This is a genomic window from Achromobacter deleyi (genome assembly GCF_902859705.1).
In the GTDB taxonomy this organism is placed as follows: Bacteria; Pseudomonadota; Gammaproteobacteria; order Burkholderiales; family Burkholderiaceae_B; genus Achromobacter; species Achromobacter deleyi.
The window spans coordinates 76,620-89,060 of record NZ_CADIJO010000018.1 but is presented as its reverse complement, the minus strand read 5'-3'; the positions used below and the strand labels follow the sequence as shown (position 1 = coordinate 89,060).

At 67.3% G+C, this 12,441-nt stretch carries 15 protein-coding genes; 5 read left to right on the top strand and 10 right to left on the bottom strand.

Features of this window, described 5'->3' with window-relative positions; genetic code table 11:
- Position 1 precedes the first annotated feature (1 nt).
- Complete coding sequence (locus HV798_RS22850; RefSeq protein WP_175216562.1) at positions 2–793, bottom strand: AraC family transcriptional regulator; 792 nt, start codon at positions 791–793, stop codon at positions 2–4.
- Positions 794–886: 93 nt separating this feature from the next.
- Between HV798_RS22850 and HV798_RS22845 the strand changes: the two genes are divergently transcribed.
- The 3 genes from HV798_RS22845 to HV798_RS22835 all read left to right on the top strand — a co-directional run bounded on the left by HV798_RS22845 (position 887) and on the right by HV798_RS22835 (position 2,174).
- On the top strand, positions 887–1,138 hold the full coding sequence (locus HV798_RS22845) for a hypothetical protein (protein ID WP_175216561.1): 252 nt from the start codon (positions 887–889) through the stop codon (positions 1,136–1,138).
- Between the two features lie 129 nt (positions 1,139–1,267).
- Positions 1,268–1,858, top strand: coding sequence for a 2-thiouracil desulfurase family protein (locus HV798_RS22840; RefSeq protein ID WP_175216560.1), 591 nt, complete (start codon positions 1,268–1,270; stop codon positions 1,856–1,858).
- Positions 1,848–2,174 (top strand): hypothetical protein, encoded by a 327-nt coding sequence (locus HV798_RS22835; RefSeq protein WP_175216559.1) that lies wholly within the window; start codon positions 1,848–1,850, stop codon positions 2,172–2,174. The genes HV798_RS22840 and HV798_RS22835 overlap by 11 nt, the downstream gene beginning before the upstream one ends.
- Positions 2,175–2,258: 84 nt before the next feature.
- Here the strand turns inward: HV798_RS22835 and HV798_RS22830 are convergent, their stop codons facing one another.
- Together HV798_RS22830 and HV798_RS22825 are read right to left on the bottom strand one after the other, a co-directional pair.
- Complete coding sequence (locus HV798_RS22830; protein ID WP_175216558.1) at positions 2,259–2,810, bottom strand: hypothetical protein; 552 nt, start codon at positions 2,808–2,810, stop codon at positions 2,259–2,261.
- A 159-nt stretch (positions 2,811–2,969) separates the two neighbouring features.
- The gene (locus tag HV798_RS22825; protein ID WP_175216557.1) at positions 2,970–3,485 is read right to left on the bottom strand and encodes a carboxypeptidase regulatory-like domain-containing protein; all 516 of its coding nucleotides are present in this window, start codon (positions 3,483–3,485) and stop codon (positions 2,970–2,972) included.
- Positions 3,486–3,590: 105 nt separating this feature from the next.
- Here HV798_RS22825 and HV798_RS22820 point away from each other — a divergent pair, with 105 nt between their 5' ends.
- Positions 3,591–4,154 carry a TetR/AcrR family transcriptional regulator gene (locus HV798_RS22820; protein ID WP_232786553.1) on the top strand — a complete coding sequence of 188 codons (564 nt, stop codon included), beginning with the start codon at positions 3,591–3,593 and terminating at the stop codon, positions 4,152–4,154.
- A 54-nt stretch (positions 4,155–4,208) separates the two neighbouring features.
- Here the strand turns inward: HV798_RS22820 and HV798_RS22815 are convergent, their stop codons facing one another.
- Positions 4,209–5,264, bottom strand: a complete 1,056-nt coding sequence (locus HV798_RS22815) for a tripartite tricarboxylate transporter substrate-binding protein (protein WP_246289060.1) — start codon at positions 5,262–5,264, stop codon at positions 4,209–4,211.
- A gap of 98 nt (positions 5,265–5,362) precedes the next feature.
- Positions 5,363–5,776, bottom strand: a complete 414-nt coding sequence (locus HV798_RS22810) for a DUF4440 domain-containing protein (RefSeq protein WP_175216556.1) — start codon at positions 5,774–5,776, stop codon at positions 5,363–5,365.
- A 139-nt stretch (positions 5,777–5,915) separates the two neighbouring features.
- Between HV798_RS22810 and HV798_RS22805 the strand changes: the two genes are divergently transcribed.
- A complete protein-coding gene (locus HV798_RS22805; protein ID WP_175216555.1) occupies positions 5,916–6,800 on the top strand; it encodes a LysR family transcriptional regulator in 885 nt (294 codons plus the stop codon).
- Positions 6,801–6,839: 39 nt separating this feature from the next.
- Here HV798_RS22805 and HV798_RS22800 read toward each other — a convergent pair whose 3' ends face one another.
- The 5 genes from HV798_RS22800 to HV798_RS22780 all read right to left on the bottom strand — a co-directional run bounded on the left by HV798_RS22800 (position 6,840) and on the right by HV798_RS22780 (position 12,400).
- Positions 6,840–7,772 carry an ABC transporter ATP-binding protein gene (locus HV798_RS22800; protein ID WP_051593604.1) on the bottom strand — a complete coding sequence of 311 codons (933 nt, stop codon included), beginning with the start codon at positions 7,770–7,772 and terminating at the stop codon, positions 6,840–6,842.
- Between the two features lie 143 nt (positions 7,773–7,915).
- Positions 7,916–8,902 carry an ABC transporter ATP-binding protein gene (locus tag HV798_RS22795; RefSeq protein WP_025138345.1) on the bottom strand — a complete coding sequence of 329 codons (987 nt, stop codon included), beginning with the start codon at positions 8,900–8,902 and terminating at the stop codon, positions 7,916–7,918.
- Position 8,903: 1 nt separating this feature from the next.
- Positions 8,904–9,797 carry an ABC transporter permease gene (locus HV798_RS22790; protein ID WP_025138346.1) on the bottom strand — a complete coding sequence of 298 codons (894 nt, stop codon included), beginning with the start codon at positions 9,795–9,797 and terminating at the stop codon, positions 8,904–8,906.
- Between the two features lies 1 nt (position 9,798).
- On the bottom strand, positions 9,799–10,716 hold the full coding sequence (locus HV798_RS22785) for an ABC transporter permease (protein WP_025138347.1): 918 nt from the start codon (positions 10,714–10,716) through the stop codon (positions 9,799–9,801).
- 88 nt (positions 10,717–10,804) lie between these two features.
- Entirely contained in the window at positions 10,805–12,400 is a 1,596-nt protein-coding gene (locus HV798_RS22780; RefSeq protein ID WP_246289058.1) for an ABC transporter substrate-binding protein, read from the bottom strand.
- Positions 12,401–12,441 lie beyond the last annotated feature (41 nt).

Sequence of the window (12,441 nt, the reverse complement as noted above, 5' to 3'; positions counted from 1 at the left end):
GTCAATCGTTGCCGTAACGTCCTGGCGTCACCCCATACTCACGCTTGAACATCGCGATGAACGCGCTGACGTTGTCATAGCCGGATTCCAGTGCGGCCGCCGTCACGCTGTGGCCGGCGGCCAGCATTTCCTGGGCGCGCATCAGCCGCGCCTGCTGGCGCCACGCGCCCAGGGTCAAGCCGGTCTCTTCCAGGAAACGCCGCGCCAGCGTGCGCGGCGCCATGCCGATGTCAGCGGCCCAGGCAGCCAGCGGACGCGTGTCGTCCGGCGCATCCGACCAGGCCAGCGCCAACCGTTGCAAGCGCGGGTCGCGCGGCAGCGTCAGCCCGTTTCCCGCGTGGGGCAGGGTGCGGATCTCATCGCGCACAAGCTCGACGATGCGGGTGCGGGCGGCGTCCTGGTCTTCGGCCGGGTCGTTCCAACTGGCGGCGCGTTCTACCGCGGCCAATAGCAACGCCGACGCCCGCAACGCGCATGGCTGTTCCGGCAGGCCGGCGCAGGCGGCCGGGCTCAGATAGGCGCTGTAGCCCGCATACGGGCCATGCGAACGCAATCCGTGCGGGCAGTGGGGCGGAATCCAGATCGCGTGCGCCGGAGGCGCCACCCATTGCCGGTTGCCGGCGTACACCGTCAGCAGGCCGCGATAGGCGCCGAACAATTGGCCGCGCGCGTGCTGATGCATGGCCGTATGCCGCAGCGTCGCATCGTGCCGGCGCACCGCCAGCAGGCGGGGGCCGCGGGGCGAGCCGGCCAGGTCGGGGGCGATCAAGGGGGGTGAGGCAGGGCGAGTCATGGCAGAAACACGGTATCGATTGACCAAATTACCGCAGATTTGCCGAACCTGCGCGCTTATCGTGAACCCTGTGCCTATCAACAGGAGAAAACCATGAAAGCACAGGATGTGTTGGCCGACGATCAGAACGAGGGCAGTTTCCAGGGCGTGACCGTGCGCAAGGGCACGGTCGGCGCCTTTCTAGCCAATGCGCGGGTCTGGAACGACCCCGCCGCCACGCCGCAGGCGCGCGATGACGCAGAGCGGGATATGCGCGAGGCCATGCCGGCGTTGCGCGCGCTGGGCCTGTTCGATGTGTTGCAGGTGCGCGATGCGGCGCTGCGCCAGTGGCTGGACGCCGCCTAGCCGGCCTTGCGACGCTGGCCGCCCCGCGCTGGCGGGTGTTCTAATCAGGCATTCACGGGCGTCAGCCCTTGATGCGCCGCCGGCGGCAGATCGCCATGGCCCGGCCGCGCATCGCTTGCCGGATTCTTCATGCAATACGTTCTTGTCAGCGCCTGTCTTCTGGGCAAGCCCGTGCGATACGACGGGCGCGCGGTGCCCAACGACCACGCCGTGTTGGCTGGTTGGCTGGCGGCCGGCCAAGTGGTGTCCGTCTGTCCGGAAGTGGCCGGCGGCATGCCGATCCCGCGTCCTCCCGCCGAAATCGAACCCGGCGCCACTGCCGCCTCGGTGTTGGCCGGGCGCGCCCGCGTGGTGGCGGTGTCGGGCGACGACGTCACCCAGCCGTTCGTGAACGGCGCCCACGAAGCCCTGGCCGCGGCCCGCAAGCATGGCATCCGCGTCGCGGTGCTGAAAGAAGGCAGTCCGTCCTGTGGCAGCGGCTATGTCTACGATGGCCGCTTCGCGGGCGTCAAACAGCCCGGCGTGGGCGTCACGGCGCAGTTACTCACTGATGCCGGTGTGCGCGTCTTCAGCGAGCACCAATGGGCCGAGGCCCAGGCCTGCCTGGCGCGGTTGCAGGCGCAAGCCGATGGTGCGCCGACGTCGTCGCCGGTCAGGCGCGACCCGGCGTCGCCACGGGACCCGGACTGTTCCTCCCCGGAGGCCGGCAATGGGATTTAACGTCGGTGATTGGCTGATACTGGTGGCCGTGGCGGCCGGCGTGGTGTCGGCCTGGCGCCTGTTGGCCGGCACGGGGCGCGGGCGCTTGCTGGCGCGCGTCGGGGCGGGCGTGTCGGCGGTGTTTTCAGCGTTTTTCTTCTGGCTCTGGTACGCCATGTACCTGAAGTGGGACTTCAACGAGCTGGGCCGCTACTACGATCCAGATGAAGGCGTGGTGTATACGGATTCAGGTTTCGTCTGGGTGCTGCCTGCGGCGCTGGCCTTGGTGGCGGCCATCTTCTTTGCCTGGCGCGGCTGGGGCGGCCGGCGCGGTTGAACGCTGCGCGTGGCGCGGCGAATTCGCGGGTGTCGACCTGATGCGGATGGCGGGCCGGCGTTGCCGTCGGCCCGGATCAAGGCGTCAGTTGGCCCGGTAACCCTGGCTGTTCATGCAGGAATCCAGCGCGCGGTTGTAGGTATCCACCATGACTTGCGTGGTCCATTGCGAGATCGTGGCCGGGTCGTAGCCGCTTTGGTTCATGGCCCAGCGGCGGCATTCGTTGGATGCGTTGGCCTGCGCCTTGTTGACCGGGGCGGGGGCCGAGTATTGCACCGGCGCGTATTGCGGTTCGGGCGCGGCATAGACCGGGGGCGCCGCATACACCGGCGGGGCGTCGTAGACCGGCGCGGCGTAGACGGGCGGGCTGTAGTAGGCCACGCCCGGCGCGTAAGTCGCCGTCTGCACATAGGTGGGGCCGGAATTGGCTGCCAGGATCAACCCGGTGGCCGCCAGCGCCAATGCGCCACCGACCCACCAGCCGCTGCTGCCGCCGCCGCCGTGGGAATGGTGGTAACCGCCACCGTGATAGCCGCCACCGTGGTAGCCGCCGCGATACCCGCCCGCGAAGGCGGGGGAACTTGCTACGGCCAATGCCAGCGCAACGCCGACCATCCGACCTGTAAACCGCTTCATGATCTTGCTCCTGATCCGCCAGGCTCCGCTTGTTGCAGCAGCTGGCGATACCCGTACTGTAACGCCGCCAGCGCGCAATAGTTGTGTCAAGAACTACGGAGATTTCAAGTGATTTCAGGGCTTTACGGCCGCTGCGCTGCCGTTCGTTGCGCGATCGGACTAACGGGATGGGGTACCGGCCGGCGCGGCATCCTTGGCGCCCGGTTGGCCGGGCGCGGGCAGCTCGCGCATGAACGGCGATCCGCCCGGGTTGTTGCAAGAACGCGACTCTCCGGCCTTGAGATGAATGGCAGCATTGTCGTCAAACTTATCAGCGTTGCGGTCCTGCGTTTCGTAGGTTTCGTAGCCCGGTTTTTCGACGCACCAGTTCCAGAAAAAGACTTCCGATCCGTGGATGGCCAGGACTTCGACGCGCCATTCGTGGCGCGCATCGAAATGCGCGCGGCCGTCGGCCGACGTGCGTGCTTCCTCGCGGAAACGGTCAAAACCGTACGGGTAGGCGCCTGCGATCAACACCACTCGCGCATCGCTGATGGGCTGCGAGGCTTCGTCCAGCACGGTGATGCGCGCGGCGGGCTGCAAGGTCTTGTGGGTGGGGTAGGGAATGCAGCCGGACAGCATCAAGGCCAACGCTGCGGCGCAACAAATAGGGATGGAACGCAACAATCGCAACATTGCCAGCTTCTATGTATGTGGGAATGTATGGCAAAAATTTTGGAAGGATAGTAATTTCACGCGATGACGACGGCACTACCCCCCTCAATACCGCAAGACAAGCGTTTGACCAAAGGTGAACGCACGCGGCTGCAGCTCTTGGAAGTCGCGGCGGCGGAGTTCGCGGAACGCGGCTTCCAGCATACCCGCATCAGCGACATCGTCGCCCGCGCGGGCGTGACGCAACCGGTGTTCTATCAGTACTTCGCCAGCAAGCAGGCGGCCTACGACGAGCTCGTGGGCATGTTCGCGCAGCGGTTGCGCACTGAGGTCTGCCAGGCGCGGCTTGACGACGACCTGCAAGGCCTGCCGCAAGACGTGCGCATACGGCGCGGCGTTTGCAACTGGCTGGCGATCTTGCAGGAAGATCCCAACCTGACGCGCATCGGCTTTTTCCAGGTCGAGGCGGCCGAAACCTTGAAGGACGAGCTGGTGGTGATGATCGCGGAAAACGTGCGCATCGAGCAGCGCGCCGGTCTGTTCCGCCAGGACATCGCACCCGAATGGCTGGCCCATGCCTTCATGGGCGTCATCGAACGCTTCACCCGGCAGATGCCGGATGAACAGCAGCGCGAAGCGCTGGCCGACTTCATCACCAATATGTTCCTGGAAGGCGTGCGGCAGCGCTGACGCCGTCACGCCAACGGCATCGCCGCGGCGCAGGGCGCCACGGCGATGCGCTGTCTATTCGACCCGGGCGCCCGACGCGGTGACCAACTTGCCCGCCGCGTCCCAATCCGCCTTGAGCAGGTCCTGGAATTGCGCGGGCGACTTGGCCTCGGCTTCGACGCCCAGCGACGCCAGGCGCGTCTGCACCTTCGGGTCGGCCAACACCTTGTTCACCGCGGCGTTGATCTTGTCGCGTTCGGCGGGCGCAATGCCGGCCGGCGCCAACAGGCCCAGCCACGAATCGAAGGCATACCCCGGCAGGCCGCTTTCGGCCACGGTCGGCAGGTCCGGCGCAAAGCGCGAGCGTTGCTTGCCCGTATAGGCCAGGAACACCACGCGCGGGTCATTGCGATAACCGGTCACGCCGATGGTCGCGGCCGTCACGGCAGCAACCCGGCCGGCCAACAGTTCGGTCACGGCATCGCCCGTCGACTTCATGGGAATGTGCTGCATCTGCGCGCCCGCGGCGGTCAGGAACGACGCCATGCCCAGGTGCGAGGCGCTGCCGTTGCCGGCCGACGCATAGTCGTAGGCGCCGGGCTTGGCCTTGACCGCCTGGATGAACTCGGCCGTGTTGGCGGCCTTCAGCGCGGCGGACGCCAGGATGATGTAGCCGGTGTTGCCCAGATAGGCCACGCCGGTGAAGTCCTTGTAGGGGTCGTAGTTCAGGTTCTTGTACAGATAGCCGGCGATATGGTGGCTGGCCGCGGCCAGCACCAGCGTGTTGCCGTCGGGCGTGGCGCGCGCCACCTGGGCGGTGCCCACGGTGCCGCCGGCGCCCGCGCGGTTCTCCACCACGATCGACGCGTTCAATGCGTGGCCCAGCTCGTCGCTGATGGCGCGGGCGATGGTGTCCTGCACGGCGCCGGTGCCGTACGGCACCACGATGCGGATCACGCGCTGTTCGGCGTGGGCGGTGCCCAGGCCGGCGCCGGCCAGGGCAGCCGTCAGGGCCAGCAGGACGGCGCGGCGGGCGGGGGACCGGGTTCGGTCGGAAGTTTCGGAGTGAGCGGCGCCGGACGGAATGAGGCGGGAACGAATGGGGCGGGACGGGATGCGACGGGTAGGCATGGGACGGGGATGCTCGTGAAGTGTTACGCGGCGTCGGACTCTACCGGCTCGGTCCGCGCGCACCAACGATTAATTCCCCGCTTGCTTATTCCCGTGCGTTATTGGGGCGCGTGCGTGGTCACCCAGGTTTCATGCAGGTGCCGCCAGCGGGGGTGGCCGTCTTCATCAGCGATGAAGCTGGCCGTGGCCCGCCGCACCGTCGCGCCGCCGTGCCAGGCGTGCGATTCGCGATAGGTCAACACCGCGGAATCTGTGCTGGCATGCAGCACCGCGAACTCGTCGATGCGGATGGAAAGCCCGGGCCGGCTGCCGGCCAGGCGCGCGAACAGGCCAGGCAGCGCGCCGTCGGGCAGCCGCTGCCCGTCGGTCGTGACCATGCTGAAGTCGTCGGAAAAATACGCCAGCAGGCGCGGCAGGGTGTCGGATGGCAGGCCGGTCTGGCCGATCCACTGTTCGATCAGGGCGTGGGCATCGTGCGCCGCTCGGCGGCAATGGTCGGAAAAATCTGGCATGAAGAAGGGGCTCCGGCAGGGCGCCTGCGGCAGGGCGGGTGGATTTCGGAGCGCCATTCTAGAAATTGAATTGTTCGAAAAGAAGACCTGAACGGTAGATATACTGTTCGTGAATTTTTGACAATCTACCGGGGCACGCATGATCAACCTGAACCGGCTGGCAATGTTCGTGGCCGTGGTCGAGGCCGGCTCGTTCACGGCCGCGGCATTGGCCTTGGGCACCACCAAGGCGGTGGTCAGCTTCAATATCAAGCAGCTGGAACACGAACTGGGGGTGGCCTTGCTGGTGCGCAGCACGCGCCGGCTGGCCATGACCGAGGCGGGCGAAGGTTTCTACGCAGACTGCGCCAACCTGCTGCGCCAGGCCGATGCGGCAGTCGACACTGCGCGTGCCGGGCAGGGCGACTTGTCAGGCAGCCTGCGCGTGACGGCCAGTGTCGACTACGGCAACCGCGTCGTGGCGCCCGCGCTGGCGGCATTCGCGCGGCAGCATCCGGGGCTGCGCATCCACTACCAGGCGGGGTCCGCGCACGCAGACCTGATTTCAGAGCGGCTGGACCTGGCCATCCGGGTGGGGGCGCAGGAAGACTCGCGCCACCGCGCCGCGCGCATCGGCGAATTCAAGCTGTTGCTGGTGGCCGCGCCGGACCTGCTGGCACGCCATGGCATGCCGCGCACGGCCCAGGCGCTGGCCGCGCTGCCGTGGCTGGCCAACCGCGCGGGGCGTAGTGACCGCTGGCGGCTGGCCGACAGCAAAGGGCGCGAACACGAACTGCGGGTTGAACCCGTGGCGCAGGCAGATACCGCGTCGGCGCTGCTGGCGTTTGCCCTGGCGGGCTGCGGCGTGGCGGCGCTGCCGGACTGGCTGTTGCAGGAACCGCTGGCGCGCGGTGAATTGCGGCGGGTCTTGCCGTCGTACACCCTGCCGCCGCAGCCGGTGTACGCGGTGTACCCGGACACGCGCCACGTCAGCGCCAAGGTAAGGCAGTTCATTGATTTCCTGCGGGAACGCAGTGGAGGGTGACGCGATCGGCGCAACCCGCGTCCCGCGATGCGGGGCGGACTACGCCACAGTGGCACCGCCATGGTTCGCAGCGCGCAGCGCATCCGCCGGATAAAGATGGCAAGCCACCACCGCCCCGTCACGCGGCGTCAGCGTCGGCCGGTCCTGGCGGCATTGCGGCATGGCGTGGCGGCAGCGCGGGTGGAACGGACAGCCGGGCGGCGGATGCAGCGGGTCGGGAAACGACAGCCCCAGCCCGGTATCCGGAATGCCCAGGCCCGGCTCGGGCGTCAGCACCGAGGCCAGCAGCGCCTGGGTGTAGGGATGGCGCGGGTCGTGGAACAAGCGTTCGGTCGGCGCGGATTCGACCACGCGGCCCAGGTACATCACCGCGACATGCGTGGCAATGTGCTCCACCACCGCCAGGTTGTGGCTGATGAACACATAGGTCAGGTTGAATTCCCGCCGCAGGTCCATCAGCAGGTTCATGATCTGCGCCTGCACCGATACGTCCAGCGCGGACGTCGGCTCGTCGCAGATGACCAGTTCGGGGTGCATGACCAGGGCGCGGGCAATCGCCACGCGCTGGCGCTGGCCGCCCGACAGTTGCCCGGGCGTGTTGTGGGCCAGCCGCGGCGGCAGGCCCACGCGTTCGAGCATCTCGATGGCGCGGCGCATGCCGGGGTTGGGAATGCCGTGCACTTCCAGCGGCAGCGACACGATGGACGCAATCGAGCGGCGCGGGTTCAAGGACGAATACGGGTCCTGGAAAATGGGCTGCACCCGCCGGGCCAGCGCGCGGCGGCTCAGTTGGCGAATGTCCTGGCCGCCCAGGTGGATGGCGCCCTGGGTGGGTGGAATCAGCCCCAGCAACACACGCGCCAGGGTGGACTTGCCGCAGCCCGATTCCCCCACGATTCCCAGCACCGAACCGCGCGGTACGTCCAGGTCCACGCCGTTCACGGCCTGCAAGGTGGTGCGCGGGCGGAACATGCCGGTGCGGATCGAAAACTGCCGGCTGACGGCCCGGGCTTGCAAGAGCGGCACGGCGTCTGCCGACGCGGGCGCGGCCGCGTCGAGCACGCCAGCGAGCGAGGCACCGTGATCTTCCGTGGCGGATCGATTCAAGGGCGTGTTCATGCCAGGCCCCCATCCGTGCGGATGCAGCGCCATTGCGGCCCAGGCGCATGCCCATGCACCGGCACCGTGTCGCGGCATTGCGGCTGGGCGTGGGGGCAGCGGTCGATGAAGGCGCAGCCGCGCAATTCGCCCACCAGCGACGGCACCACGCCGGGAATGGTGCCCAGCGGCTGGCCCGGCGCGGTGCGCCCGGGCACGGGAATACAGCCCAACAGGCCCTGCGTGTAGGGATGGCGCGGCGCGGCGAACAGGCCGGCCACCGGGCCTTCTTCGACGATCTGGCCGGCGTACATCACGGCCACCTGCCGGGCAATGCGCGCCACCACGCCCAGGTCGTGGGTGATGAGCACCATGGCGATGCCCAGTTCGGCCTGCAGGTCGGCCAGCAACCGCAGGATCTGCGCCTGGATGGTGACGTCCAGCGCGGTGCTGGGTTCGTCGGCGATCAGCAGCTCGGGGCCGCACATCAGCGCCATGGCGATCATGACGCGCTGGCGCAGCCCGCCGGACAACTGGTGCGGGTATTGGCCCAGGCGCTGCGCCGCGGACGCGATACCGACTTTTTCCAGCAGCTCGACCGCCCGGTCGCGCGCCTGCTGGCCGCTGGCCCGGCGGTGGTGAATGTAGTGTTCGGTCAGTTGGTCGCCGATGGGGTAGGCGGGGTTCAGCGCGGTCATGGGTTCCTGGAACACCATGGCCATCTTGTTGCCGCGCAGCGCATTGACGCGGCGCGGCCGGGCGCCGGACAGGTCTTCGCCCAGCACCGCCAGCCGGCGGGTGCTGCGGCGGGCCGCCTTGGGCAACAGGCCCATGATGGCGAGCGAGGTCATGGACTTGCCGCAGCCCGATTCGCCCACCAGGCAGAGCGTTTCGCCGCGCGCCACCTGGAACGACACATCGCGCACCGCGTGCAGCGTGCCGCGCGGGGTGGCGATGTCCACGGTAAGGCCTTGTACGTCCAGCACGATGTCCGTGGCGCTCATGTCAGGCTCTCTCTTCGGGGGTCAGCAGTTGGTGCAGGCCGTCGCCCGCCAGATTGATCGCGAAGATCAGCAGCGCCAGGGCCGACCCGGGAATGGCGATCAGCCAGAACGAAAAGAACATATAGGCCTTGGCCTCGGAAATCATCAGTCCCCACGACGGCAGCGGCGGCTGCACGCCCAGGCCCAGGAATGACAGCGAGGCTTCCAGCAGGATGGCGCTGGCGGCTTCGAGCGTGGCGATGACGATCAGGTGCGGCACCACGTTGGGCAGCACTTCGCCCCAGACGATGCGCCAGGTGGACGCGCCGGCCGCCTGCGCCGCCGACACGTATTCCAGCGCCCGCACCTGTTGCGTGGCGCTGCGCATGACCACGGCGTAGCGGTCCCACTTGAGCAGGCCCAGCACCAGAATCACCACCCAGAGCGAGCCGCCGACGATGGCCACGGTGGCCAGCGCCACCAGGATCACCGGCATCGACAGGCGGGTGGTCACCAGAAACGACACGGCCATGTCGACCTTGCCGCCAAAGTAGCCGGCCGCCATGCCCATGGCGGTGCCGATCAGGCCGGAAATCAGCGCCACCGACAGGCCGATCAACAGCGAGATGCGGGCCCCGTAGAACAGGCGCGACAGGTAATCGCGGCCCAGCTGGTCGGTGCCCAGCGGATGCAGCCAGGTGCCCTTGGCGTACCAGACAGGCGGGGCGGTGCGGTAGGCCAGGTCCTGGTAGTAGGGGTCGTGCGGCGAGATCCAGGGCGCGAACAGCGCGATCAGCGTGATGATCAGCAGGATGCCGCCGCCGGCCAGCAGCGCCTTGTTGCGGCGCAGGCGGCGCCAGCGCAGGGCCGACGCGGTCAGTTCGGGCGATTGGGGGGCAAGGGTAGCGGTGGTCATGTCAGGACACCCGGATGCGTGGATCAAGCCACGCGTTGGCGATATCGGCGGCCAGCGTCAGCAGCACGTACAGCACCGACAGCAGCAGCACGATCAGCTGCATGACGGGGTAGTCCTTGTAGGTGATGCTCTGGTAGGCCAGGTAGCCCAGGCCGTCCAGCGCGTAGATGGTTTCAATGACCACGGACCCGCCCAGCAGGTAGCCCAGCTGCACCGCGGCCAGCGCCACCACCGGCACGATGGCGTTGCGCAGCGCGTGCTTGAAGATGATCTTGCGGGCCGGCAGGCCCTTGGCCCGTGCGGTGCGGATGTAGTCGGCCCCCAGCACTTCGACCATGCCGGCCCGGATCAGTCGCATGAAGGCCGGCGCCACGTAATAGCCCAGCGCAATGGCCGGCATGACGAAATGCTGCCAGCTGCCGCTGCCCGACACCGGCAGCAGCCGCAGCGAGATCGAGAACAGCATGATGAGGATCAGCGCGAAGAAGAAATTCGGCAGCGCCTGCCCCAGCACCGCCACGGCCAGGCACAGGCGGTCGATCCAGCTGCCCTTGTACAGCGCGGCCAGCACGCCCAGCGGAATGGAGATGGCCAGCGCAAAGGCCAGCGCGCCCAGGCCCAGCAGCAACGTGGTCTTGAGCTTGGACAGGATCAGCGGCCCGGCGTCGGTCTTGAAATACACCGACGTGCCGAAGTCGCCTTGCAGGATGTGCCACAGCCAGTCGGCATACTGCACCACCAGCGGCCGGTCCAGCCCGTAGGTCTTGCGGATCATGTCGATGTCGGCCTGGCGCGCGCCTTCGCCCGCCAGCGCCAGCGCCGGATCGCCCGACAGGTGCAGCAGCAGGAAGGCCAGCACCGACACCGTCAGTGCCACCAGCACCGCCAGCCCCAGCCGCCTGATCGTGAAATAAAGCATGCGTGAATCTCCACCTGGCCCATGGCCCATGGCTCGTGAGGCGGCTGGGGAGCTGTTCGCCGGCCCCGGCCGCCAGTCCGTCAGCCGTTTATTTCCAGCTCATGTCCCAGAACCGGATCAACTCGTCCGAATAGGGCTTGAAGTTCAGGTCCTTGGTGGCCACGTAGTAGGCCGGCAGCGTCCAGAGCGGCACGGCGTAGGCCTTTTGCGCGATCAGGTCCAGCGCCTGCTTGTACAGGCCGTTGCGGGTGGCGCTGTCGATGGTGTGGTCGCCCTTGTCGAGCAGGTCGCGCACCTGCGCATCGCGGGTCACGTCGTCGTTGCCGAAGGCGAAGTACACCGGCGTGGACGCGGACACGTCGTTGACCAGGTTGGATGCCCAGGTCTGGTGGGTCAGCGCGGCCTTGTTGGCGCGGATCATGTCGCGCATGGCGGCGTATTGCAGGAAGTTGAGCTTGGCGCGGATGCCCACGGCCTGCAGGTAGTTGATGATGGCTTCGGTCTGGTTGCGTTCGCGGTAGGCGACGATGTCGATGTCAAAGCCATTGGGGTAGCCGGCCTCGGCCAGCAGCTTCTTGGAAAGGGCCGGGTCGTACTTGTACGTGGGGGTGACGTCCTGCGTGCAGCCCGCTTGCGACGGCGTGCAGATGGCGTTGATCAGCCCGCCGCCTTCGCCCACGATGTTCTTGAGCATGGCCTGCCGGTCGATCGCGTGGATGATGGCGCGGCGCACCCGTTCGTCTTTCAGTTGCGGGGCCGGCGTGCCTTCCTGGATGTTCATCTGCATGAAGACGATGCGCATGGTGTCGCCGGTGACCATCTGCAGCGGCGGCAGGCCGCCCAGCTGTTCGGCCTGGTCTTTCGGCACGCTCATGATCAGGTCTTCGCCGCCCGAGATGACTTCGGCCATCTGTGTCTGGCGGTCGGGGATGAAGCGGATGACCACCTTGCCGATCTTGGGCTGCGCCTTGGGCGAGTCCTTGAAATAGTCGGTGTTGCGTTCCAGCGTGATGGACTTGCCGGGCTGGTAGTCCACCACCTTGTAGGGCCCGGAGCCCACGGGCTTCGCGTTCATGCCCTTGGGGCCGACTTCCTGGTAGTACTTGGCCGGGTGGATGGCGGCGGTGGTGGACAGGTATTCCTTGGCGCCGGGGAAGGGTTCCTTGGTGGTCAGGCGCACCTTGTACTTGCCCAGCTTTTCAACCTTGTCGATCCAGGCCACGTTCTGCTGCGTGACGGCCTTGTTCTTCGGGTCGGCCACGTAGTTCAGCGTGTACACGACCGAATCGGCGTCGAATTCTTCACCGTTGTGGAATTTGACGCCTTCGCGCAGCTCGAATTCCATGGTCTTGTCATCGACCTGGGTGAAGCTCTTGGCCAGCTGCCCCTTGTATTCGTTGGTGACCGGGTCGCGGTACAGCAGCGTGTCCCAGACGTTGGCGGCGATGATGACGCCGATGCGCACGTTGTTGTAGTACGGGTCGACGCTTTCGGGCGCCTGGTCGTAGGCCATGCGCAGGGTGTCGTCTTTCTTGCCGGCATGCGCGGGCAGGGCGGTGAGCGCGGCGGCGCCCAGCAGCAGGCTGGCCAGGGTACGCAAGGGCAGGCGCGGCAAGGGCCGGCGCAACAGAGAGAAAGGCAACGGAAAGCGGAACGGAACGGAATTGACGCGGCGGTCGGCCATGGCGAGGCTCCTGTGGACCGGAACGGTGGAACGGAATACTG